This window comes from Microcoleus sp. A6-C6 (assembly GCF_036705955.1).
GTDB lineage: Bacteria > Cyanobacteriota > Cyanobacteriia > Cyanobacteriales > Microcoleaceae > Microcoleus.
In genome coordinates this window covers 40,390-64,497 of record NZ_JAUBVR010000026.1, presented here as the reverse complement: position 1 = coordinate 64,497, position 24,108 = coordinate 40,390, and the positions used below count along the sequence as shown (strand labels likewise).

20 protein-coding genes are annotated in these 24,108 nt (G+C 43.1%); 12 read left to right on the top strand and 8 right to left on the bottom strand.

The window, feature by feature from the left end:
• The first annotated feature begins 155 nt into the window (after window positions 1–155).
• The 3 genes from QUB52_RS13030 to QUB52_RS13020 are packed head-to-tail and all read left to right on the top strand — an operon-like array spanning window position 156 to window position 2,225.
• Window positions 156–1,226 carry a ParA family protein gene (locus QUB52_RS13030; protein ID WP_332972578.1) on the top strand — a complete coding sequence of 357 codons (1,071 nt, stop codon included), beginning with the start codon at window positions 156–158 and terminating at the stop codon, window positions 1,224–1,226.
• Window positions 1,210–1,959: a HEPN domain-containing protein gene (locus QUB52_RS13025; protein WP_332972579.1), complete on the top strand. Its 750-nt coding sequence runs from the start codon at window positions 1,210–1,212 to the stop codon at window positions 1,957–1,959. The genes QUB52_RS13030 and QUB52_RS13025 overlap by 17 nt, the downstream gene beginning before the upstream one ends.
• Window positions 1,960–1,976: 17 nt before the next feature.
• Window positions 1,977–2,225: a DUF4926 domain-containing protein gene (locus QUB52_RS13020; RefSeq protein WP_332972580.1), complete on the top strand. Its 249-nt coding sequence runs from the start codon at window positions 1,977–1,979 to the stop codon at window positions 2,223–2,225.
• Window positions 2,226–2,232: 7 nt separating this feature from the next.
• Here the strand turns inward: QUB52_RS13020 and QUB52_RS13015 are convergent, their stop codons facing one another.
• Genes QUB52_RS13015 through QUB52_RS12995 form a run of 5 tightly spaced genes read right to left on the bottom strand, consistent with a single transcriptional unit; the run spans window position 2,233 to window position 4,038 of the window.
• Window positions 2,233–2,667, bottom strand: a complete 435-nt coding sequence (locus QUB52_RS13015) for an HNH endonuclease (protein WP_332972581.1) — start codon at window positions 2,665–2,667, stop codon at window positions 2,233–2,235.
• Between the two features lie 5 nt (window positions 2,668–2,672).
• The gene (locus QUB52_RS13010; RefSeq protein WP_332969469.1) at window positions 2,673–3,047 is read right to left on the bottom strand and encodes a hypothetical protein; all 375 of its coding nucleotides are present in this window, start codon (window positions 3,045–3,047) and stop codon (window positions 2,673–2,675) included.
• A 45-nt stretch (window positions 3,048–3,092) separates the two neighbouring features.
• Window positions 3,093–3,461, bottom strand: coding sequence for a DUF433 domain-containing protein (locus QUB52_RS13005; RefSeq protein ID WP_332972582.1), 369 nt, complete (start codon window positions 3,459–3,461; stop codon window positions 3,093–3,095).
• Window positions 3,462–3,519: 58 nt separating this feature from the next.
• On the bottom strand, window positions 3,520–3,750 hold the full coding sequence (locus QUB52_RS13000; RefSeq protein ID WP_332972583.1) for a DUF433 domain-containing protein: 231 nt from the start codon (window positions 3,748–3,750) through the stop codon (window positions 3,520–3,522).
• A 51-nt stretch (window positions 3,751–3,801) separates the two neighbouring features.
• On the bottom strand, window positions 3,802–4,038 hold the full coding sequence (locus QUB52_RS12995; protein ID WP_265235507.1) for a hypothetical protein: 237 nt from the start codon (window positions 4,036–4,038) through the stop codon (window positions 3,802–3,804).
• Between the two features lie 504 nt (window positions 4,039–4,542).
• Between QUB52_RS12995 and QUB52_RS12990 the strand changes: the two genes are divergently transcribed.
• From QUB52_RS12990 to QUB52_RS12960, 7 genes are all read left to right on the top strand, one after another.
• Window positions 4,543–4,785, top strand: coding sequence for a hypothetical protein (locus QUB52_RS12990; protein WP_265235508.1), 243 nt, complete (start codon window positions 4,543–4,545; stop codon window positions 4,783–4,785).
• 301 nt (window positions 4,786–5,086) lie between these two features.
• Window positions 5,087–6,370 (top strand): AAA family ATPase, encoded by a 1,284-nt coding sequence (locus tag QUB52_RS12985; protein ID WP_332972584.1) that lies wholly within the window; start codon window positions 5,087–5,089, stop codon window positions 6,368–6,370.
• A gap of 8 nt (window positions 6,371–6,378) precedes the next feature.
• A complete protein-coding gene (locus QUB52_RS12980) occupies window positions 6,379–6,810 on the top strand; it encodes a hypothetical protein (RefSeq protein WP_332972585.1) in 432 nt (143 codons plus the stop codon).
• 571 nt (window positions 6,811–7,381) lie between these two features.
• Window positions 7,382–9,859: a phosphoketolase family protein gene (locus QUB52_RS12975; protein ID WP_332972586.1), complete on the top strand. Its 2,478-nt coding sequence runs from the start codon at window positions 7,382–7,384 to the stop codon at window positions 9,857–9,859.
• Window positions 9,860–10,003: 144 nt separating this feature from the next.
• Window positions 10,004–11,089 (top strand): AAA family ATPase, encoded by a 1,086-nt coding sequence (locus tag QUB52_RS12970; protein WP_265235511.1) that lies wholly within the window; start codon window positions 10,004–10,006, stop codon window positions 11,087–11,089.
• Window positions 11,082–11,768: a DUF3226 domain-containing protein gene (locus tag QUB52_RS12965; protein WP_265235512.1), complete on the top strand. Its 687-nt coding sequence runs from the start codon at window positions 11,082–11,084 to the stop codon at window positions 11,766–11,768. The genes QUB52_RS12970 and QUB52_RS12965 overlap by 8 nt, the downstream gene beginning before the upstream one ends.
• A 28-nt stretch (window positions 11,769–11,796) precedes the next feature.
• Window positions 11,797–12,435: a histidine phosphatase family protein gene (locus QUB52_RS12960; RefSeq protein WP_332972588.1), complete on the top strand. Its 639-nt coding sequence runs from the start codon at window positions 11,797–11,799 to the stop codon at window positions 12,433–12,435.
• Between the two features lie 41 nt (window positions 12,436–12,476).
• Here the strand turns inward: QUB52_RS12960 and psaK are convergent, their stop codons facing one another.
• On the bottom strand, window positions 12,477–12,797 hold the full coding sequence (psaK, locus tag QUB52_RS12955; protein WP_332972589.1) for a photosystem I reaction center subunit PsaK: 321 nt from the start codon (window positions 12,795–12,797) through the stop codon (window positions 12,477–12,479).
• A gap of 210 nt (window positions 12,798–13,007) precedes the next feature.
• Between psaK and QUB52_RS12950 the strand changes: the two genes are divergently transcribed.
• Window positions 13,008–14,222 carry an acetate kinase gene (locus QUB52_RS12950; RefSeq protein WP_332972590.1) on the top strand — a complete coding sequence of 405 codons (1,215 nt, stop codon included), beginning with the start codon at window positions 13,008–13,010 and terminating at the stop codon, window positions 14,220–14,222.
• Window positions 14,223–14,337: 115 nt separating this feature from the next.
• On the opposite strand, the gene QUB52_RS12945 is transcribed toward QUB52_RS12950, so the two are convergent.
• Window positions 14,338–20,049, bottom strand: a complete 5,712-nt coding sequence (locus QUB52_RS12945; protein ID WP_332972591.1) for an AAA family ATPase — start codon at window positions 20,047–20,049, stop codon at window positions 14,338–14,340.
• Between the two features lie 560 nt (window positions 20,050–20,609).
• On the opposite strand from QUB52_RS12945, the gene QUB52_RS12940 reads away from it, so the two are divergent.
• The gene (locus tag QUB52_RS12940; RefSeq protein WP_332969496.1) at window positions 20,610–22,358 is read left to right on the top strand and encodes a hypothetical protein; all 1,749 of its coding nucleotides are present in this window, start codon (window positions 20,610–20,612) and stop codon (window positions 22,356–22,358) included.
• Between the two features lie 141 nt (window positions 22,359–22,499).
• Here the strand turns inward: QUB52_RS12940 and QUB52_RS12935 are convergent.
• The coding region (locus tag QUB52_RS12935) for a CHAT domain-containing protein (RefSeq protein WP_332972592.1) at window positions 22,500–24,108 on the bottom strand (1,609 nt) is incomplete at its 5' end.

Sequence of the window (24,108 nt, the reverse complement as noted above, 5' to 3'; positions counted from 1 at the left end):
GAAATTATTGGGTGGAAACTTAGTTTTTTTTGGTACAAGACTCCCGCCTGAAGGCTCCAAGTTATACTTATGGTTAGAGGTGAAATAATTCTTCGCCTTCTGGGTTCTGTTTTGGATGACCAGCGATCGCGACATTTACACAAAGGCTTGATGCAATGGTTCAGAAAATTGCCTTATTCAACCACAAGGCCGGGGTTATTAAGACCACAACTACTCTTAATTTAGGCTGGATGCTTGCTTCCAAAGGAAAAAGAGTGATTCTTGTGGATACCGATCCACAATGTAACCTCACGGCCCAGGTTCTGGAAGAAGAAACTGAGGATGATGAGGCGAGAATTCAAGAAATCTACAATACAACCTCAAACATAAAGACAGGACTGGCTCCGGCTTTTGAGGCACAACCAAGAGCAATTGAAGCTGTGGATTGTATCCCAATACAAGGTCGGGATGATTTATTCCTTCTACCTGGTAATGTTGGTTTGACTGAGTATGAAGTGACGCTAGGTATTGCTCAAGAATTAAGTGGCTCAATTCAAACTCTGAAGAATTTACCAGGTTCTATCAATGATTTGCTTGAAAAGACAGCGACTAAGTTTAATGCAGATTATATGCTGATTGATATGAGTCCAAGTTTAGGATCAATTAATCAAAATGTGTTGATGATAAGTGACTTTTTCTTAGTGCCTACTACTGCTGACTTTTTCTCCGTGATGGCAATCGACTCTTTGGCTAAGGTCTTGCCAAGATGGTATGCCTGGGCAAAGTCGGCAAGCTCACTCCAAATCCTGAAAGAAGCAAATTATCCGTTTCCTGATATCACGCTACGTTTTTTAGGGATAGTTGTTCAGAACTATCGAATCATTCGAGGCAAAGAAACTGCTGCTTTCCAAACCTGGATTGAGAAGATTGAGCAAACTGTTGCTAACAAATTGATTCCAACCCTACGCCAAAGCAATATGATGCTGCCGAGCCAGGCTTACCAGGATCTGGGACTTCAAGACAGCCTCTCCCTTGCCAAGATTTCAAATTTTAACAGTCTGATTGCTCTGTCTCAAGAACATCGAACACCAGTTTATGCCTTAACGCCTCAGCAATTGGGACAATCAGGAATTGTCTTGGAGCATAACAAGAAGAAGCTGGAAGAGTTTAGACAAACTTTTTCAGACTTGGCAGATAACATCATTGCATTAAGTTCAGAAAGCTCCGTATATGCAGTCAGCGCTTGACCAATTTCGTATTAGCATTCGTCGCGTCCGAGACCTAATTGCCCTTCATAATTCCGTTAAAGCTCAAGCTACTGGTGCGCTAGATGTGTCAGATATGCTACGAGCCGCGCTAGTTCTTGCAGTGAGCGCGTTGGATTATTACGTGCATGAGGTTGTGACATTAGGAATGTTAGAAATTCATCGAGGACAACGTTCAGAACCAACGCCTTCAGCAAATACTACTCAGTCAGCCTTCTCACGTTTTCAAGTGTCGTTGGGTGGTGCTCGTCAGGAGCGATTAGCGGCGATTGATATTGCCTCATGGCTGGAAACTGAAATTGAACAAACTCACGGTTCTGCTTTTCTACAACAATCTTATACGGTTGCAGCCTTAATCCCTGCAATATCAAGTAGCGTTGTGAAAAGGCTGAATAATGCCTCTTGGTTGGAGGATGAGATTAGGGAACGTCTAGGATATCAGAGCTTCCAGCAAGCAGACAAAATTGCTGATGCAATCAGATATATTTCAGACAAAAAGTTGTGGGATGATGTGGCTAATAAGATAAGCAAACCAGCAAAAGATATTAAGCAACAACTCAATTCGATAGTTGATCGGAGAAATAAGATTGCTCATGAAGCTGATATAGATCCAACTTTCAACATCGGAAATAGATGGAATATTGATGAGGTGCTTGTTGGCGATGCAGTAGACTTTATTGAGCAGATTGTTGAGAGCATTCATCAAGTGCTGTGAATGTAAGGAGACTTGACATGACCCTAGAGCTATATCAGGAAGTTGCTTTAACCCGTGACTTACCAGAATATCAACTCAAAGCTGGAGATATTGCAACACTGGTTGATTTTGTTTCTCATCCTAGTGGTGGTGAAGAGGGCTGTCTGTTGGAAATATTTAATGCTGTTGGTGAGTCTATTGCAGTCATAGCAGTCCCAATCTCTACTGTAGAAGTTCTACGCCCTGATGAAATCTTAACAGTTCGTTCTTTGGCAAAAGTAGGTTAATATTCATTCAACTGTCGGGTTTAATCTCTGTTGGCGGATGCCATCCAGCACTAACCCACTGACGCCTAACGGTAATAGCAATATTATTGTTTAGTTGTAGTGCTATAACTGTGGCACGACCGCAATCTGTAAGTCCAATAATTTCTGTAGCGTCTTCACTCCAAGCAAAATATTGTGACCATTGTTGAGTACGCGGATTAAATAACTTAACGTGCTTTTGCGTGACCGGATCTAATGCGTCAGTTTGGGTTCCTTTATAATTATTGCACAAACTACAAGCCAGCCAGAGATTTTCTTCCTCATCAGTACCGCCAATCGCTTTAGGAATAATATGGTCAATTTCCAATATTCCCAGGACATACATTTGTAAACTGCGACAATAACCGCATCGGTTTTGAGCTTGTGCGCGAACTCTGGCTCGAACTTGTTCGGAGATTGCCATTGTGATTATCCTTTTAATGGTTCGAGTAAGCCGCGCTGCACAGCTTCATTTAAAGCTTGAGCTTGTCGCAGTAGTCGAGTTTCATAGATGTGGATTAATGCCTGCAATTCATCGCGTTCTACAGAGGCAATTGTACCGGATTGTTGGCGGTCTAGCAATTCACTTAATCGTTGTTCTTGGATTGGTTGCAGCCGGAGTTGAGTCTGAGCGATTACTTCTGCATCAGACAATTCTGATACTGGTTTAGAAGTTGGTGGTAATAGGAAATTTTCCAGAGTTTCTACTAGAATCTCACTGACGCTGCGGTGGCGTTGCTGCGCTAGCAATTCTGCTTGGTGATAGACTTCATCTGGCAAATTCAAGGTGATTTGGGCGGTCATAGGTGGAAGGCTATGAAACGAATATTTATATTATGGCATATTTTACTAATTGATATTTTCCGGTGTATCTAAGATTTCGTCTGCCTCGTCATTCTCGCGGATAGCTATTTCAATTTCATCTGGGAAAGCGGCCGCGTAAGCCCAGGCATTTGCTAAATCAGTAGCAGTTAGTGTGGGATAGTTATCTAAGAGTTGGGATTCGTTCATACCCAAGTGGCGAAAACTCACCAACACCCAAACAGAAATCCGAGTCTTTCTAATACAAGCATCACCGCCGCAGACACCGCAGACACCGGGAGTTTTGCTAATTCCTTGCCAGGTGTTAGCTAGATTTTGGGTTAATAATTGAATAACTTGAGCTTTTTCGCTTGGCGTCAAGGCTAGGAGTTGTGCTTCTAATTCTTGAATTTTCATACAACCTGTTTGATTTATGCAATATGTATATATTTACTATTGTAGCGCGATCGTAGGTTTACTGGATATTTTCAGGTGTATCTAAGATTTCGTCAGCCTCGTCTTGCAGCCTAATTGCTTCCTCAATTTCGTCAGGATAAGCTTCAGTATAAGCCCAAACATTTACTAAATCAGCAGCACTCAGATGGGGATAGCAATCTAGGATAAAAGCATCGGTAGCGCCGTCATTGCGATAGCTAGCGAGCAACCACACGGGAATCCGAGTTTTGTCAATACAAGCATCGCACAAATCGCATCTTCTCTGGAATACTTTACCATTCCACCCGGTTCAAACACATTTTTACCCGATCGCCAACTCAAAAATCTGGCGACTCCGCAAAACAACAGCGGTGACGCAACACACAACCGTAACCGCGAAACCTGAGCCTTCTGTTTTCGCGCCCCAAACGCCCCATAAATAACCTCGCGTTGGCCTAAAATCTCCTGGGCCACCAAAAAGGCGATATGTGCGATCGGCTTTCCTGCCCGTATCACCCCGCCCTCTTGCCGCAGCAGCGGGCCCAAAAACTAGCAGCATCGAAAAAGTCAACTAAGACGGCGGCGAAGAAAAACAACTGCTAAAAAGACGGCGACTAAGAAAAAACCCCAGTGAAATTAGTTTAGTTTTCACTCATCCAGAAACCCGGTTTTTTAAATAAACCGGGTTTCTTTATTTATAAAATACTAGAAAAACTTGCAAAAATAGGTTTGATCGTTCGGACTTCAGTCCTTAAAATTCTCTTCTCTTACGAATGTGTCATAAACGTCTTCGCGGTTCGATCGCCCGCCCCGACTTTTTTTGATAAATATCAACTCAAACTCTTGTCAAGCCTAGCTGTTGGGCTTGCTTGTCGCCAGCCGGCAAAATCAGCCTATTTACTTATTGACAATTGCTCTTCTCTGTTAAATTGTCAGGGATATCACATAAAAGTTAAAAAATGTATCAAAAACAACAGAAAGTACCAAATGTTTTATGTAGGGCTCTATAATTGAGAAACGAAACAAGATAAGAGGCGCGATCGCTATGGATATGAATATGGATATGAATGAAAACTTAGATTGGGAAGAAGCATTTGAGTACCGAGCGGGCTTGACAGTAGAATTGAAGTCCCAGCCTGGAGTTTTGCATAAGATCGCTTACTATGAAGTGATGATGGTACCCCCCATCTGGTTAGAAAATGACCCGCGTCCCCGGTATCCTCACGAACTGCTAGTCGTTTCCCACCAGCCAACTGTGTCCAATATTTGCCGGATTTCAGAGTGTCCTGTTTTAGTCGGGTCTTAGATTTTTTTCAGCGGGAAATATCGGCGATGGGTTATAGCCAGCAATCAAACCGATGCAGTGATTTTCTGGTTGAGATTGCTTTGCTTTACGGTGTGGCGATCGACTTAAGATACAGATGGTGGTAATCCAGGACTATATTCGTACAAATGATATAAATCAATCTTGATATTAATGAAAGTTTTTAAGGTTTTTTCTACGCTGACTAATTCGGCTCATGTAACACAAAAGTGACCACTTTAACCATAAAAATTAAATTGGTATGTTAAGATGATAGAAGCCCTTACCATACTTGATTTCAATTATGGCTGAAAAATTAATAGTTAGAAACTTTGCTGGCATCAAGGATTTGGAGATTGAAATCAAACGAATAAATATACTTATTGGCCCTCAAGCCAGCGGTAAAAGTGTTTGCGCTAAACTCCTTTTTTATTTTAAGAACTTCGTATGGGAAATTTTATCGGTTGTAGATAATGAGCAGACAAAACGCAATCTAGATTCAAACTATTCCAAGAGGTTTGAGGAATATTTTCCTCCTGATTGTTGGGGAAAAGAACATTTTTTCATCAGGTATGAAATTTCCAATGTTTTTATAGAAGTTAGTAGAAAACAGGATACCAAAGGTAGAATTTCCCTCAGCTATTCTGATTTTTTCAAGAAAGAATTGGCAGACCTACGCAATTTGCTAAAAAAGGGAAGAGAGAAAAGCTCGAAAATAGCTCCTAGTTTTGATATTATTTATAGTTCACTTTTCAGCCAAAAAATTTTAAAAGATCACTTAGTAGAAAGTTTAGGCAGATCCATTGGTCGAGAGGCAGCCTTCAATCAGCTTTTTATTCCTGCTGGCCGCTCATTTTTCTCTAATCTTCAGAGCAATATTTTTTCTATTATCTCAAGTAATAATACCTTAGATCCATTTCTAATATCGTTTGGCTTAACATACGGAAAGATAAAAAATTTGCGTATACAATATGATCTTGAAGATAAATATACAAAAGACATACTAGAGGAAATAAACAGGCTCATAGAGCAGTCTTTATGCGGTAAGCATATACACGAAAAAGGCAAAGATTTTCTGGAGGCCGCAGATGGAAGACGCATGAATATTGTCAACTCATCTTCCGGTCAACAGGAAACATTACCTCTGACAATTATTCTAGCGGCACTACCTTTTCTAGCTTCCCCTCCTGTCGGTCAGACAGTGTATATTGAGGAGCCGGAAGCGCATTTATTTCCAAGTGCCCAGCGTAATATTGTCGAGTTGATCGCTACTGTCTTTAATTCTCGCAAAGAGCAACTTCAATTCTTTATAACTACCCATAGTCCTTATGTCCTGACAGCACTTAATAATCTGCTCCAGGCTGGGCTTCTTTATGAAGAGTCCAGCGAAGATATACAACATCAACTAGAAAAGATTGTATCTAGATACAAATCATTAGATGTTGACGATCTCTCAGCCTATGTTTTGAGCGATGGAAAATGCAATAGTATTGTGTGTCCTGATACTGGGTTGATTGATGCGCGAGTCATTGATTCTGTTTCTGATGAACTAGCTATTGAATTCGATCAACTTCTCAACTTAGTTTGAATCGTAATATGAAAAGTCTTCCAGAGTGTGAGGAACATAGATCCGACACCAAGATTGTCTTGCAGGAAAACAAAAGTAAAATAACGTTCCTCAACCCGAATAAAGACGAAATATTAATAATTAAGGTTGATGGCTGCGTTATTGACAATGAGACTTTGCGTTGCGACTACGCACTCATTCCTTCTGATGCAGTAGAAATATATGTAGAGTTGAAAGGAAGCGATATTGCACATGCGGTTAAACAAATAGAATCAACTATTAATTTACTTTCGGAAAATCCCCAAAAGATTAAGAAGCTATGTTTTGTCGTGTCTACACGAGTGCCAAAACAGACAACAAGTATACAACAGCTACAAAGTCAGTTTAAGAAAAAATTTAATGCTAGTTTCCGAATCAAGAATATTCAAGATGAGTATGATTTAAGTACGCCCATAAGCTAACGAGAACTTTGATATGACGAATATACCAAACTTTAGCAGAAAAGGAGTCAGCGGACGATCGCCCTGCCTAAACTAAATTTGAGTTCTTATTTATTATAATTAATTCTGACATCTCCCTTGATAAGTATAGCCTTTCTCGCATTGGTGAGGTACGAATTTTGACCTTAAAAGCTTGCTGGTGTAAGGTTTGTAGCATAACTCAGCATACCTCATCTTTCTGAGAAACGCTATATCTTTTTCGGGACTTGCACAACACATCCCACGAGTCGCAACATATACCGATCGACCCGCAGCCCTCGCCCTACAAAAACTCTTGCATAATTCCTATGATCTATTGCATAATTCCTTGAGCCCTCGCTAGTTGCCGCCTTTATTAGGTCAAAACTGCGCGATGTTTAGCCAAAAATTAACATTCATTTAAACTTCGATCGAGACAAAAACGATATACAATTCAATTGTTTGTGCAAAAAATAGGGAATAAAAATCGCAAATATTACAGATAGCAAAATATTACCGATCGCACTTTCCAAAAAACTTTACCAAACAACCAAAACTCAGGAGTCAATCGCTGATGATGCTAGGAACCACCGAGATCCCGCAATTAAAGCCGCTTTCCGACTCAGAACTACGCAAAATGAACGCCTACTGGCGGGCCGCCAACTATTTATCCGTCGGACAAATCTATCTCCTCGACAACCCCCTACTCAAAGAACCCCTTAAACTCGAACACGTCAAACCGAGACTCCTCGGACATTGGGGCACCACTCCAGGCCTCAACTTCATCTACGTTCACCTCAACCGCATCATCAAAGCCCAAGACATCAACACCATCTACATCGCAGGCCCGGGACACGGCGGCCCCGGCTTGGTGGCCAACACCTATCTCGAAGGCACTTATAGCGAATATTACTCGAACATTTCGGAAGATGAAGAAGGGATGAAACGGCTGTTCAAACAGTTTTCGTTTCCCGGCGGTATCCCCAGCCACGTCGCCCCGGAAACTCCCGGTTCGATTCACGAAGGCGGCGAACTCGGCTACGCCCTCGTCCACGCCTACGGGGCGGCCTTCGACAATCCCGATTTGATTGTGGCGGCTGTTGTCGGCGACGGGGAAGCAGAAACCGGCCCGTTGGCTGCTAGCTGGCATTCTAACAAGTTTCTCAACCCGGTTCGGGACGGGGCCGTGTTGCCGATTTTGCACCTCAACGGCTACAAAATTGCGAATCCTACCGTGTTGGCCCGCATTCCTCGCGAGGAATTGGAAAGTTTGATGGTTGGTTACGGCTACAAGCCTTATTGGGTGGAGGGTTCAGACCCGGAAACGATGCACCGGTTGATGGCTGAAACTCTTGATCGGGCGATCGGCGAAATTAAGGCGATTCAGGAAAAAGCCCGGACTGAAGGTTTTACCGATCGCCCGCAGTGGCCGATGATTGTGATGAAAACTCCCAAGGGCTGGACTGGGCCGAAGGAGGTTGACGGTAAGAAAACTGAGGGCTCTTGGCGATCGCACCAAGTACCGTTAGCACAAATGGCTTCTAAGCCCGGACACGTCCAACTCCTCGAAGATTGGATGAAAAGCTACAAGCCCGAAGAACTCTTTGACGACAAGGGTAAACTGATTGCAGAATTGGCGGAACTTGCACCCAAGGGCGATCGACGGATGGGGGCAAATCCCCACGCTAACGGCGGCAAGCTGCTGCGAGACTTGAAAATGCCGGAATTTGCCGACTACGCCGTAGACGTGCAAAAACCAGGCACTGTGATGGGCGAAGCAACCCGCGTGACCGGCCGCTTCCTGCGAGATGTAATGAAACTCAATCAGGAAAACGCCAATTTCCGAGTTGTCGGGCCCGACGAGACGGCCTCAAATCGCCTCGATCCGGTGTTTGAAGTGACGAGTCGGGAGTGGATGGGGGAAACTTTACCGGAAGATGACCACCTCTTCACCCCCGACGGCCGCGTGATGGAAGTCCTCAGCGAACATCTTTGTCAGGGATGGCTGGAAGGCTATTTGCTAACAGGAAGGCACGGATTTTTCTCTTGCTACGAGGCGTTTATTCATATCATTGATTCGATGTTCAACCAACACGCTAAATGGTTGAAAACTACTCGCGATATTCCTTGGCGCAGACCGATTGCCTCTTTGAATTACTTGCTAACATCTCACGTTTGGCGGCAAGACCACAACGGTTTTTCTCACCAAGATCCGGGTTTTATCGACCACGTAATTAACAAGAAAGCGGAAGTGGTGCGGATTTATTTACCGCCGGATGCGAACACTTTGCTGTCAGTAACTGACCACTGTCTCCGCAGCCGCAATTACGTCAACGTGATTATTGCAGGGAAGCAGCCGGCTTTGCAGTATTTGGATATGGATGCTGCGATTAAACACTGTACGACTGGCCTCGGTATTTGGGAGTGGGCTAGCAACGATCGAGGTGGCGAACCGGATGTGGTGATGGCTTGTGCGGGCGATGTTCCAACTCTGGAAACTTTGGCGGCTGTTGACATTCTGCGCCGCGATTATCCCGAGTTAAAAGTGCGGGTGGTGAATGTGGTGGATTTGATGACGCTGCAACCTACTAGCGAACATCCCCACGGTTTGTCCGATCGCGATTTTGATGCTTTGTTCACGAAGGATAAGCACGTAATTTTTGCTTTTCACGGCTATCCTTGGCTGATTCACCGCTTGACTTACCGCCGGACTAATCACTCAAATATTCACGTTCGCGGTTACAAGGAAGAGGGGACGACTACTACGCCGTTTGATATGGTGGTGATGAACGATCTCGATCGCTTCCATTTAGTTGGTGATGTACTCGATCGCGTTCCGAAACTGAGTTCTGTTGCAGCTTACGGCAAACAGGCTATGCGGGACAAGCTGATCGAGCACAAGCATTACATTAGGAAACACGGCGATGATATGCCGGAAATCCGCGATTGGAAGTGGCCTCACGGTGGCGCGGTTTCGTCGGATGCGCCGAAGGAAACTAAAGGTTCGGAGGTGACGGGAGATCAAGGCGTGCGATCGGGTGCACCGGGCTAGTTTTGATCGCTTCTCGACCTCTGCGTGAATCTGCGTTAATCCATTGTCATCTGCGGTTAACAAATTCTCTATTTTTAACCGCAGATACGGGCAGATAAACACAGATTAACGCAGATATTTTATATCTATTCAAAAGGATCGGTAATGCTGAAAGAAATAGAAATCCAAAATTTTAGGTGCTTTGAGCAAATCAAAATTTCTGGGTTTGAAAGAGTCAATTTAATCGGCGGTAAAAACAATGCAGGCAAGACAGCCTTGCTAGAAGCATTACTGCTCAATGACGCTCCACAAGCTAAGAGCTTGCTAATGCTGAAAGCGTTAAGAAGGGAGCCGTCAAAAGTTATGGAAGCTATGCCTAATAGGGCTTGGGACAACTTATTTTATGTACTTGACAAAGAGAGAGCTATAGTAATAAATGGAAAATATGAGAGTAACAAAACCCATCAGATAGAAGTATCAATAGATAAGTCTAGTAATTTAAAAGAGATTTTCGCAGATAAAGACGCAGAGGAGATTATAGATTTTTTATCTAGTAACAATTCAGGTTTATCTGTACTAACTATTAACTTAACTAGAGACGGTGGAGAATCTATTAAATCCTCTGTAATCGCTACCTCTAAGGGTATAGTAAATTCGGGCATTCCTAATGCTGACGGCTCATCGCCCATCATTCCATCGTCCATGAGGATTTCCGGAAAAAATCTTACAGAAGCATACGATAGAGCGCGTTTGGATTTGGATAAAAAAGATACCGAAGTTCTAAAAGCTTTCCAAATTATTGATCCGGCGATCGAATCAGTAGAAAGTTTTTCAATTGGTGAACCAACGCTTTACTTGAGAAGAAAGGGTGAAAGCCGTTTGCCTCTTTCATTATTTGGGGATGCAATTAACCGAATTGCAGACATTATCCTGAAACTGGTAAATAGCGAACATAAAATCCTGCTAATCGATGAGATAGAAAATGGCATACATTATACAAATCATAGAGATTTCTGGAGATTGTTATTTCGGTTAGCGGTTGAACTCGATACCCAGATTTTTGCTACAACTCACAGCCTAGAAATGCTCGAAGCATTTGCTGATGTTGGTTTAGAACCCAATCAGGAATGCAGTAGCGCATATTTTGAACTAGCAATAAAACTCAAAACAAATCAAATAATCGGAAGTCGGCTCGATTTGGAAACTTTGAATTACGCACTAGAGCGTCAAGAAGGAGTGAGAGGTGAGTAATATTGTCATAGTAGAAAGTAAAAATGATAGAATTTTCATGCAGGCAATGGTTGAGAAACTAAACTGCGATATCCAGGTAGCATCACCTATTTATATAGATGATTATAAAAGTTTGGAAGGCTTGAGTGAAACAGAGTTAATCAAAGCTTTAAAAAATTCAATAAGAAAGATTGACCAAAAAGATATCGAAAAGATTGGAATTATTATTGATATTGATAACGATTCAGAGCCAGAGCGGCTGGAATTTGTAGATAGATGTATAAAACAGGTGTTTGAAGCTGAAAGCTTGTCAAGCACTAAACAATTTATCGATATTTGTACAGATTATGGAACAAACGCAAAATTAGCTTGTTACTTTACAAATGTGGGAGGTCAAGGGGAACTGGAAACGCTTTTAAAGGAAATAAAGGCTATACAATCGCCTTATGCTGATTGTTTGGATAGGTGGAAAACCTGCATAGAAAGTCAGGGAAAGGAAATTAATCAGAAACATTTTGATAAATTCTGGGTTAGTATCTATCTCAGGTATGATACTTGCTCAAATCAGGAACAGAAACAAGCGGGAAAAAAATGCAGTATGTCAGGGTTTGATTATGTTATGGAACAAAAAAAAGATATTTGGGATTGGGATAATCCTGCTCTTGATGATTTGAAGGAGTTTTTTAAACTCTTTTGCTAACATAGTAAAATTCACACAAAATTAACTCATGAGCTTAAAAATCTACTTTGTGCGACACGGTGAAACAACTTACAGCAAGACTGGCGGCTACTGCGGCGACCTCGACGCAGAATTAACACCGGAAGGTTCTATGATGGCCGAACAGTTTGCTGCAACTTATGCAAAATTGCCTTGGAATGCTGTTTATGTCAGTCCCATGAAACGCACAATTGCTACGGCTAAACCTCTGTGCGATGCGGTGGGAATTGAAATGCAACTGCGCGATGGATTGAAGGAAATTAAGTACGGCAAGTGGGAGGGTGAAACAGTTGAATTTGTCCGCGAAAAATATGCTGATGATTATATTAATTGGTTGACGGAACCGGCTTGGAATCCACCGACTGAGGGGGAAACTTCTGTACAAATTGCTAGCCGATCGTCCTTAGTGATTGCAGAAATTCAGGAAAAGTACAAGACTGGTAATGTTTTGGTGGTTTCCCACAAGGCGACTATTCGGATTATTCTGTGCAGTTTGTTGGGGATAGATTTGGGAAGTTATCGCCTTCGCATTGCGGCATTAGCAGCTTCTGTGAGTGTTGTCAAGTTTGATGTGCGTGGGCCGATGCTGGAGGTTTTGGGCGATCGATCTTACATGGATGAAACTCTCCGCAACTTGCCCGGTACTTGAAATTGGCGGTAAGGTGCGGGGGCGCACCCTACAATCTGAAACTAAAGTGCGCCCAAGTAAGACAATCCTAAAATCGTACCTGTTCCCAAAATATGACCGAAGCAGAGACTTCCGACAAGCGCACCCAAGCTCAAACCGCCCACCAGATTCGCTGAGGGCGCGGCTGGCCCTGTGTGAGGATTTTTGATGGTTAAGCTGCCGAAAGCAATGGCTGCAACATTGCAAATAATCATAATTAAACCGATTTCGGGGCTCCACTCTACGGTTCTGGCGCTAACGGTTAGTAAAATTGTTGGCAACATGGCGATCGCATCCTTAATTTTTAGTGCATCAAAATCTGATGATGAAGATATATCAAACAACAGCAACCCGTGGCTACATATTGAATTAATTTTTAATAATTTGACATATTCCTTAACAAAGTTATAATTAGTGAATAGTTAACAATTAATACGGGTAGCCAACAACCGAGTTATTTAGCAAAATACAGGGGTTCAAACTAGCACAAAAGCTAAAAATCTGGTTTCTTAGATCGGAGTGCGTAAGCCCTGAATTACCAATTACCAATTACCATGAAAATCCTAGTTTTAAATGCAGGTTCTAGCAGTCACAAAAGCTGCTTGTACGAACTAAATGACCGACTTCCCGATCGCGCGCCGCAACCCCTCTGGGAAGCGCAAATAGACTGGACTCACCGCGAAACTGCCGGGGAGTTGCAAGTCAAAACTGCTGCGGGTAATAGGCTTACGGAAGAATTCGCCTCAAATTCTCGCTCCGAGGCGATCGCTCGGACGCTGGAGACTCTGTGGCAGGGAAAAACTCAAGTTATGAATAGTTTAAAGGACATTGATATTGTCGGTCATCGCGTCGTTCACGGCGGGCAAAAATATCAGCAAAGCAAGCTGATTTCGCCGGAAGTCAAAGAGGAAATTTCTCGTTTATCTGAGTTTGCTCCCGTCCACAATCCAGTTAATTTGGAAGGCATCGAAGCAATCGAAAAAATACTGGGAAATGTGCCGCAAGTTGCAGTTTTTGATACGGCTTTTCACGCGCAATTGCCGCCCGCTGCGTTTGTTTATCCTGGCCCCTACGAATGGCTGGAAGAGGGGATTCGCCGCTACGGTTTTCACGGCATTAGCCATCAATATTGCACTCGCAGGGCTGCTGAAATTCTGAACCGCGATTCTGGCGATTTGCGGCTGATTAGCTGTCATTTGGGCAATGGATGCTCTCTGGCGGCGGTTCGCGGTGGTCGGAGTGTTGACACTACGATGGGTTTTACTCCTTTGGATGGTTTGATGATGGGAAGTCGATCGGGCGCGATCGATCCTGGTATCATAATTCATCTGTTAAGGCGATCGCACTTTACTGCTGAGGAACTAGATAATATTCTGAATCGGAATTCTGGTTTAAAGGGGATTTCCGGGGTTTCTAGCGATATGCGGCAAATTTTGGCAGCGATTAAAGATGGCAATTCTCGGGCTCAACTTGCTTTGGATATTTACGTGCACCGTTTGCGGGCTGGTATCGGGGCGATGTTGGCGAGTTTGGGCGGGTTGGATGCTTTGATTTTTACTGCGGGTGTTGGGGAAAATTCGGCGGTTGTGCGGGCTGCGGCTTGCGAAGTTTTTGGGTTTATTGGGTTAAGGTTGGATGGGGAGAAGAATTTGAATTCGCCGGTTGATGATGATGTGGCGGCGGTTGATTCTGCGGTGCGGGTTTTGGTGGTTCATACTCAGGAAGATTGGGAGATTGCGCGGGAATGTTGGGATATTTTTCGTAGATGATTCGGTTAAGCGATCGCTCTTTTAGGCTACTTGAACACGAGCGACCTTTTTTCTGGTGGGTAATAAATACAAAAGGGCGATCGAGACTTGGATATCAACATCGAAAGCGAGGATTTCAGTCTTCAGTTGACACCAATGCAGACTGACAGCGTTCCCAGTAAACTTTAGCAACGCGATCGCCCTGATTCTGACGCCAACACTCGGAAAACAGCCGCCCCGCTTTAGCTAACTTCCCTTCCGAGTAAATTTCCAAAGCTTCGGCAAACAATTGCAGCGTAGCTAACTTGCCCTCTTTAATTTCTGGCGGATCGCAATCAAACACCTCATAAACCGTCACCGCTTCAGATTTTCCCTTGACTTTTACCGTATCGAGAGTGCGGATTGCGTACTGGGATGAATTTTCTAAACGCGAGTAAGTTTCCTGGGTGATTAACAGCGACACCCCATAATTTTTCGTCAATCCCTCCACGCGAGAGGCTAAATTCACCGCATCGCTGATTACCGTACCGTCCATGCGATTTTGTCCGCCCACCGTTCCCAGCATCAAATAACCCGTATTAATTCCAATCCCAATCTTAATCGGTGCATAGCCAGAATTAGCGCGGTATTGATTGTATTCAACGAGGCCCTGCAGCATGGCAATTCCCGCTTTCACGGCATTATCCGCTTCCCCGCTAAACAGCGCCATAATCGCATCGCCAATATATTTATCAATAAACCCGTGATTGTCATTAATGACGGGTTCCATGCGAGAAAGATAGGAATTGATAAATCTGAAATTCTCCTCCGGTGTCATCCTTTCTGAAAGAGTAGTAAAGTCACGAATATCAGAAAACAACACCGACATTTCTAACTGTACTTGGTCGCCCAATTTCACATCAATAATGCTTGATTTCTCTAAAAAATGGAGAAACTGATTGGGAACGAAACGCTCGTAAGCTTTGTTGAGTTGGAACAATTCATTGGTAAATCTGATTCGCTCTGTTTCGGCTTTTTTGCGCTCCGTGATATCTTGAAAGGCTACAATTGCATAAGAAATATTATCCTTTTCATCATAGATGGGAGTACCCCAAGCCTCGATCGGAATAATCTTGTCGCCTTGGTGGATTTCCAGATCGTCAGCGGTTGTACTTTCGCCTCTCAACGCCCGCACAAGAGGCAATTGGGCCGAGGGATATTCCTGCTCTGTTCCAGCTTGATAGATGTGATAAATTTCTGCTATTTGCTCGCTGGCGACTTCAGGAATAACTCCGTTACCTAATAATTGAATAGCAACGCGATTACTATAGTGAGGTTTGCCAGAAGCATCCAGCACTGATATCCCTACCGGAATTGCTTCTAAAAATTGAGTGAGTCTGTTCTCACTTTCGCGGACTTCTGTATAAAGCTTAGAATTTTGAATCGAGATCGCCGCTTGTCCAGATAACACTTTTAATAGTTCCACTCTTTCTGGGGTAAAAGCTCCGGCTGTCAAATTGTTTTCTAGGTAAACAATACTGACGATTTGAGATTGGTTAATCAGCGGCACGCATAAAATTGATTTGGTCTGATTTTTTTGGATGTAGGAGTCGTTGGTAAATTGTCCTGATCGCACAGCATCATCTAATACCACACTTTCTTGAGTGCGAGCCACATAATTAACAATCGAGGAGGAAATTTCTTGACAGGTTTCAACGGGGATTGACTGCAACACAGTGACGAGTTCGTCATTTATTGTCCCTTCAGCTTCAATTAATAGTTTTCCCTGGCTTGACAAAATCAGATAGCCTCGTTGCGCCCCCGCATTTTCCAGCAAAATTTTCATCAAGCTAGACAGTAACTTATCTAGCAATATTTCGCCAGAGATCGCCTGGGAAGCTTTCATTACTGTGGCGATATCTAGATTAGTACCCGAACCAGTGGTGGTCACTGTTGCCGTAGCTTTAGTGTTTTTAGTTCCAGGTTGAGTTACCGCCAATAATTGGGGATATCGCGTTTCTAAATCTTTTACCTTAGCAGTGGCTCCCCATTGGATATAACAATAATACGCCTCAATCATGTATATTTGAGCAAATTTTTCTTTACCCCATTCTAGGTAAAATTTGGCGGCTAGTTCATTAGCTAGTGCTTCTTCGTTGAGGAATTGATTTTCTTTAGCTCCAATGATGGCGCGATCGTACATTTCAATCGCCTCAGCTTTATTGCCTAAAACTCTATATCGTTCGGCCTCAACCAAATACCATTTATGCAGATGATTCATGGGAGCATTTTGCGCCCACTGTTGCAGAGTCGTTTGATGGGCTTGGGCCTGAGTAAGAATTTCAGCTTGCTCGGTTTCTGGCTGTGTGGGGAAGAGTGCCAAGTACGTCAGGGCTGCATAAAAATGAAAAATGGGAACATAAATCGTTCCCGATAATGCCATCAAATACGGCTTGACTTGAGCAATGTGGTCTAGGGCAGTCGTGTAATTACTAAAGGAGTAAGCAAGCAGCAGTTTGTTGGTGTAGGCATTAGCGATGGGCGTGAATTCATTGTTCTGATGGTGCTTAGGGATCATCACCGTTTCATCGTAGGCAGTTCCGATCAAACAATCCGGTTGACTAACGGTTTCCCTCAAGTTCTTCATCGTCTGCTGCGTTATATTCAACAAACCCTGTGCAGAATATTGCTTCACCTGAACCAAGGCAGCGCTGTAATCTGCTATTTCGGTTTCCCAAGTATCTACTTCTACCCCACCGAAAAATTTGGCATAAAAGTACATATCTATGCTGTAGCCAGCGTATAGAAAGTCGCCAGTTTCCATGCCAGCCGTAAAGCCATCTTTTAACGTCGGTATCGTTTCCAAGAGAGATTCTTGCTGATGCTGAATAAAGCCCCCAAACAGAGCCAGAATTGTAGACTTGAATTCCCGCACATTGAACCGCTCTAGTAAGTTCAGTGCCAATTTCCCAAAGTCATAGCCCGTTTTCGCCTCTCCCAAAAATGCACACAGCACCATACCATGAACTGCATACCCCACCGTCGATGCAGGTGCATTCCCAAATTGGAGCGATAAACTCACCATCGTAGAGCTAACTAGGGGCAGCAAAGTTGGCATTGCTTGAAAAATGGTTGCAAGCAACATTCCTAGCAGTTGCATAGCTGCCTGAGTTTGGAGATTAGTCATCACTGGCAGGTCAATCAATTCCCCAACTTTTCTTCCCTGAAGCTGGCTATTGACGGTTTGTAGCGCTTGGCTAATTTTGGCTTCGTCAGGTGTGGCGGGGAGTTCAACCCCTAATTGCCCCAATACATCTCTACCCACTGCGATCGCCTCCAACAGCTTGCCCTGGGCTGTCTGGGCGGCGATTGAAATTTCGTAAATTTTAACTTTGTCTAAAATTGTCTGAGCTTTCTCCAACACCAGTGCTGCCATCTCTTCCATGCCATCAAAATCAGCATTCAAATAAGCTGTTTCGGCGGAGGCAACATAGAGATTCAGTGTCAATTCATACTGACTTTGCCAGCAGTTAGCTGTCAGTAATTCAATCCCTGTTTGCAGATAGACTCTTGCCGCAGCATAAGCTGTAGAATTTATGGCCTTGCGTCCTGCTTCTAAGTTGAGTTGGGCTAAGGCTTCTCGTTCGCTTAATTGATTGATTAACTCAATTCCTTGATTCAAATGCCCCACAATATCAAACAGTTTTTCCTCTATTTCGACCTCCGAGGAACTTTGTAGGAGCAATTGTCCAATTTTGAGATGAATGGCTTGTTTTTGGTCGTTGGGAATCAATGAATAAGCCGCTTGCTGGACGCGATCGTGCAGGAATTTATAAATGGGATTAGCAACATAATTAGTAGGCAAGTGAGCATCTATTTGAATTAAATCATAGCCTTCTGTAATCAGTAAAATAACTCCTTCTTGCAAAGCTTTCCACAATGCTGATGCAGTTGGTTCAGGTAATTCTTCGTTGACTACTGCCAATGTATCTAAATCAAACTGCGCCCCAATGCAAGCCGCCAGTTTCAGAACCTCCTGAGTTTCTTTGGGCAACTTCTGTAATTGCGCCGCCATAAACTCCACCACATCCGAGGCATCGGCAAATGTAACTTGCTCAATATCGCACTGCCAATGCCGTACATCCCAGTCAAAGCTAATTTGACCATCTTCATATAACGACTTGAGGAATTGAGTAGAGAAAAAGGGATTTCCTTTGGCTTTTTGATAAACCAATTCTGTCAGAGGTTGAGCAAAAGATAAATTACATATCAGCGTATCTGCCACCAACTTATTCATATCTCCTTGGCTCAACGGTTGCAGCGTAATCGTATTCACCACTGCCCCAGACTTCACAATCTCATCGATCGTCAACATAAACGGATGAGTAGGTGACACCTCATTATCCCGATAAGCACCCAACACTAACAGATGCCCTGTATCCTGCATTAACAGTTGTAATAACTTTAAAGATGCTGAATCCGCCCACTGCAAATCGTCCAAAAATATTACTAACGGATGTTCGGCGGTGGTAAATACTTGCACAAACTTTTGCATCAGCAGATTGAACCGATTTTGGGCGGCACTCCCCGACAATTCTAGTGCAGGATTTTGAGCGCCAATGATGCGTTCTAATTCAGGAATTACCTCAATCAGCACTTGCCCACTCTCGCCTACTACTGTGAGAAGCAGGGTTTTCCATGTTTGTAGTTGAGCATCACTTTCTGATAATAATTGCCCCATTAATTCCCGAAATGCTTGCACAAATGCACTGAAGGGTATATTGCGTTGAAATTGGTCGTATTTGCCTTTAATAAAATAGCCACGCTGTCGGGCTATCGGCTTGTGGACTTCGTTCACTATGGCGGTTTTACCAATTCCCGAAAAGCCAGCTACCAGCATCATTTCGGCGCTACCTGTACTGACTCGTTCAAAGGCAGCTAATAAATTAAAAACTTCAGTTTCCCTGCCGTATAACTTTTCGGGAATCAGGAAACGGTCTGTAATATCCCGCGTTCCCAAGGCAAACGTCTCAATGTTACCAGTTTGTTCTAATTGAACCAGACATATTTCTAAATCGTGCTTTAGTCCCAAGGCAGTTTGATAGCGGTTTTCTGAATTCTTTGCCATCAATTTACTGACAATTTGCGAGAGAATTAGGGGAATTTTTGGCTCTATTTCCTGCGGAGGAACTGGCTGTCTAGCAATGTGGCAGTGAACCAGTTCTAAAGCATCTTCTGTCTCAAAAGGTAGTTTTCCACTCAGCAATTCGTAGAAGGTGACACCGAGGGAGTAAAAGTCAGTCCTATAATCGAGAGTGCGATTCATTCTGCCGGTTTGTTCCGGCGATATGTAGGCGAGAGTTCCTTCAAGAACGCCGGGGTTTTTCAGTATCGGTGTTTCTCTGGTTAGCTGAGTGGAAATGCCAAAGTCAATAATTTTTAATTGTTCCGTTTGCAGGTTGTAAACAATATTAGAAGGGTTAATATCTTTGTGGATGACGTTGGCGCGGTGAATTTGCCCTAAAATTTCAGTGGTGGCGATCGCAATTTGTAGAAATTCCTTGATGCTAAACTTTCGCTGCTGCATCCAAATTGTCAAGGATTCGCCGCCAAAATCCTCCACAAACATCACGAGACTGTTTTGGTATTTTTGCAAGTCATAAACCTGCACAATTCCTGGCTCTTTTAGCTCTTGGGTGATGCGGTATTCGGTGCGGTAGCGCACCAATTCTTGAGGCGTGGGGTAGCTTTCTTTGAGTAGTTTGAGGATAATCGGCTGGTTATCGGCTTCCCGAATGGCCCGGTAAACTAGAGAGTTGGCACTTTCGTAAAGAAGCGTCTGGGCGGCAATGCCTGGAATAGAGAGCATATTGATTTTTATGATAAAAATTAACGCTAAGTCAACACGCACCAGCTTTGTGTATAGCACGTTATAAAGGAAAAAATAAGGTTTGTTAACAAATGTTTAGTTTTTCGGGTAGCAGCCTGCAAATACTTTCTGGTTGCCCGGATTGCGATCGCCTAATTTGTATCGTGCGTCAACAGTCGATCGCACTTTTGCTGTGATTTTCAGGTATAGCAACCGCTTAATTTAAATTGTGTAGCCTGTCTTTAATTTTTGTGCGAGTCACCAATGCAGACTCAGATCGTTCCCAGTACATTTTAGCCACGCGATCGCCCCCCCAACACTCCCACCTGTTGCTGGCGAACATACCTACCAGCCCAAATTTCAATAACTATTAAGAAACATCACATTTATTACCAGTTTTTAGACAGGTGACTTATAGTTGAATACAATTGACTTAAGGTTTTTTGATAAACTTCATCTTACAATTTTATAGGCAATACAAGCCTTTTTTGCAATTCAGATTATTCTTCGGTCAACCGTATTGACTTATACTTTATAGTTTCCCTAACTAAAACTGTAATATGAATTTAACAAATTCTCGCTATCAGCAATTAGCGCCATATTTAATATTTCTATTTCTTGTCACTTTCTTTTTTGCGATCGCCTCAGTATTTCCTTACCGAATAGAATTCGATCCCCTCCCTCAAATCAAAGGAATTAACCAGTGGTTGAGCGGAGGATCTAGTTTAATCAACTCAGTTGTTACCGTAAATCCCAAAGATATATCCCAAGATATACAAACCTGGATAGTCTGGCACGCTCCAGGCGTTACCTTCGCATTTTTACCTTTAATCGCCCTCGGATTGCCTTTAGGAATTGCAGTCAGAACAACCGCATACTTGTTGTTTGTTTCAGGCAGCTTGGGGTGGATAAAGGTAATAGATACTCTCACCTCTGACCAGAAAATCAAAATAATTATAGCTGTCCTGTTATCTATCTATTATATAGAAATTGGCTCATTATTGGTTTGTACAGCAGGAGATGTGATTCCTTGGGCAGTCATGCCTTGGGTATTACTGTACGCAATGTATCTGTGCTCAATTTTAGACTCAGGTAATAAATTTGACAGTCGCTTTTTAGTTCATGCAGCTCTACTAGGTCTACTTTTAGGAGGAATTTACTGGTTAAAATACTCTGCTTTTTTAGTTTCTCTAGGAATTCTTGCATATCTAGCTGTATTTTTATGGTTTTTCAGCAAACAATATACCTTTAAAAACCGTTTTATCCTGTTAGCAGTTTGTACGATATTCACCCTTTTGCCAGTAATTGGTCTGAGTGCTATTCACCATTCACTTTCTGGAGTCAATAGTGCTGTAGACCAATTTGAAGCTGCTATTCCTGTGGCATCGCCTTCTACAAGAGGAATGCGTTTTTTATTGAGTTTAATAGCAGCTCCAGGTTTAGGTCTATTCAATTCAGAAATTTTTACTCAAGGCAGGCTGTTGACCTCTACAAGCATAATTGTTAAACAGTTATTTGGTTTAGATATTTCAGGAAAAACAGAAACCTTTAAAATATTTGTAGGTCTAGCAGGAACCTTAGCAGCTTTTTGGTTTGTTGCAGACTGCGCTCGAAAAAATATATACAATAAAAAACTTATTATTCTTTGGGGCTGCCTTTCCGCGATTCCTTTTATATTCATTGCATATATATCTTATAAAACTGGAATCAATCTATTAATGGCAGGCATCGGTCGTTATAGTAATCCTTTCTTTATACTTACTGTCTTTTTTGTTATTTCTTCCTACCTTTACTGGATTTCCAATCGGGAAAAATCTATCCTTTCAAAAATTATATTGTCTATTTTATTGGTATTCTTTGTATTGCTGCCCCCGCTCAATTATATAGGTGATTGGGCTGAGGCTATAATGTTGCGGAAAAATTACGTAACAACAGAGAATTTTATCTATGTCGATATCTTGTCAAAAATAAATGTTAAATCGGTAGTTAGTCAGATAAATTCTGCTGTTAAATCACCTAAAGATGTTGTAGTTTTAACTAAAGATAGCGATGAATTGCGTTTTGCTTCGTGGCTGGAAATGAGACACAGAATCCTCACACTCCCAATAGTTGACAGTGAAGAAGCTCAGATGAAAATTACAACAGCACAAGATTTGAGAGTCATACTTGTTGTATCTAAGGCTTTGGAGCAAAATGAAAATCAACTGGCGCTAGTCAAGCAGAGATTTGCCCAATCAACTGGATGGACTCGGCTGCCAGAAAATCCAGATGCTGAGGTTTCTATTTGGTTTTCTGATTTGAAGGCTTGACAATATATAGCCTTTCTCAGATAAATGAGGTATGTGTGCTAATGGGTAATGGGTAATGAATAATTGGCACGGCACCAGCTTTTAAGCCGCGAGCTTTGCGGTTATTGTCAATTACCTTTTTCTTTCATTACCGATTACCAATCACCAAGGACTTCCAATCATCACAAAAGACGACCAATAATAAGGATGCGACAACTTCAAATTAGCAAATCCCTGCAAAGATTGCGGCAACTCCACTCCTTCACCCCGACTCGAACCCCGCAACTTCCCGCCCTCCAAACGCACATCACCCCGCAACATCGCAATTTGCGCTTCTCGCAGCGCCGCCGCCTTAATTGGCGCAGTCTTCAAATGCTGGTAAAACTCATTCATCAATCCCAAAGTACCCTCATCCGAAACATACCACAAACTCCCCAAAGCCGTTTGCACCCCAGCTTGCAGCGCCAATCCCCCAAAACCCAACTCCGCACTTTCATCACCCACCGCAGTCCGACAAGCACTTAAAACTAATAGATTCACCTGCGGATTATTCAAGCTCAAATCAGGCAATTGATTCAGTCGCAGCCGGCTATCCCACAACTGAATAAAAGAATTACTCGGTGCACCCGGACGAAATTCGCCGTGAGTAGCTAAGTGAATAATCCCAAAAGGCCGGCTTTGATGCTGTCGTTTCAAATTCTCCAAAGTGAAACCCTCATTCAAAAAACTAACTCCCGGCCACTCACGCGAAATAGCTGCTATTTCCGCAGGAACCGCAGGTAGAGGATTCAACTCCGAAAATTCCGACGCGCCCATTGCTAAAACTTCAGAATTTCTGATATCCACGTAGCGAATATCTGTTAAGTTAATACTCGGCATCAGGCTGAGACTGTACTTTTCCACCAAAAATTGCTTTCCGTCGTGCAAAGCCGCAAAGGGCATTCCTCTCAAACCCCGATCGACCACAAAGGAAATAGTATCCGTTTCGCACTTTTTCAAATCCTCGTCCAAAGGCGCAATCATCCACTTATAAAGCTGTTGGGCAGATGGCAGATAACTCGTAGTAGCCCGCACCCCTGGCTTAGTAATCTCACTTCTGAACGCAGTTACAACTTTCAGCAGTTCTTCCCGGTTTGCTTCCGACACAGTTTTGTGAACCACTCCACCGCAAGAATTTACTAACACTAAATCTAATTTTTCCGATCGCGAAAACAGATAAATCAAGCTTGGTTTCGTGCCCGTTTGTGCACCCACAGATGCTAACTTTTTCTTGATTTCGTCTGGGGAGAGCAAATCGTCGGTGGTGTTAATGCCGAAATATTCTCGGAATTCTTGGCTAAAAGATTTGTCCAGCAGAGACAAAGCTGCCGATATTTGACCGACATCCAAATTCCTGCCGATTTCACTGCGAAATGCTGACTGAATAACTGAATCTCTGAGATTGGAACCGATTAAATTTCTCAGTCCTCTCAGAGATGGGATTTTTTCCGGCGCCATCGTTTCTCCGGGTTTTCCTAGATCTCGCGATAGACTATTTTGGTTCCGTTGCTGTTGGGGGTTAAGGGGTTCGTTTGGTTGGGGAAAAACCCGGTTTCTATCTGATGGAAATCTACCGCTTGGAGTTATTCCCGGTGGAGTTATTCCCGGTGGAGTTATTCCCGGTGGAGTTATTCCCGGTGGAGTTATTCCCGGTGGAGTTATTCCGGGTTGAGTTATTCCGGGTTGAGTTATTCCGGGTTGAGTTATTCCGGGTTGAGTTATTCCGGGTTGA

Bases quoted from the DNA above. Each gene is read 5' to 3' on its own strand.
- QUB52_RS13030 (WP_332972578.1), top strand. From the start codon at position 156: ATGGTTCAGAAAATTGCCTTATTCAACCACAAGGCCGGGGTTATTAAG.
- QUB52_RS13025 (WP_332972579.1), top strand. From the start codon at position 1,210: ATGCAGTCAGCGCTTGACCAATTTCGTATTAGCATTCGTCGCGTCCGA.
- QUB52_RS13020 (WP_332972580.1), top strand. From the start codon at position 1,977: ATGACCCTAGAGCTATATCAGGAAGTTGCTTTAACCCGTGACTTACCA.
- QUB52_RS13015 (WP_332972581.1), bottom strand. From the start codon at position 2,667: ATGGCAATCTCCGAACAAGTTCGAGCCAGAGTTCGCGCACAAGCTCAA.
- QUB52_RS13010 (WP_332969469.1), bottom strand. From the start codon at position 3,047: ATGACCGCCCAAATCACCTTGAATTTGCCAGATGAAGTCTATCACCAA.
- QUB52_RS13005 (WP_332972582.1), bottom strand. From the start codon at position 3,461: ATGAAAATTCAAGAATTAGAAGCACAACTCCTAGCCTTGACGCCAAGC.
- QUB52_RS12995 (WP_265235507.1), bottom strand. From the start codon at position 4,038: ATGCTGCTAGTTTTTGGGCCCGCTGCTGCGGCAAGAGGGCGGGGTGAT.
- QUB52_RS12990 (WP_265235508.1), top strand. From the start codon at position 4,543: ATGAATGAAAACTTAGATTGGGAAGAAGCATTTGAGTACCGAGCGGGC.
- QUB52_RS12985 (WP_332972584.1), top strand. From the start codon at position 5,087: ATGGCTGAAAAATTAATAGTTAGAAACTTTGCTGGCATCAAGGATTTG.
- QUB52_RS12980 (WP_332972585.1), top strand. From the start codon at position 6,379: ATGAAAAGTCTTCCAGAGTGTGAGGAACATAGATCCGACACCAAGATT.
- QUB52_RS12975 (WP_332972586.1), top strand. From the start codon at position 7,382: ATGATGCTAGGAACCACCGAGATCCCGCAATTAAAGCCGCTTTCCGAC.
- QUB52_RS12970 (WP_265235511.1), top strand. From the start codon at position 10,004: ATGCTGAAAGAAATAGAAATCCAAAATTTTAGGTGCTTTGAGCAAATC.
- QUB52_RS12960 (WP_332972588.1), top strand. From the start codon at position 11,797: ATGAGCTTAAAAATCTACTTTGTGCGACACGGTGAAACAACTTACAGC.
- QUB52_RS12950 (WP_332972590.1), top strand. From the start codon at position 13,008: ATGAAAATCCTAGTTTTAAATGCAGGTTCTAGCAGTCACAAAAGCTGC.
- QUB52_RS12945 (WP_332972591.1), bottom strand. From the start codon at position 20,049: ATGCTCTCTATTCCAGGCATTGCCGCCCAGACGCTTCTTTACGAAAGT.
- QUB52_RS12940 (WP_332969496.1), top strand. From the start codon at position 20,610: ATGAATTTAACAAATTCTCGCTATCAGCAATTAGCGCCATATTTAATA.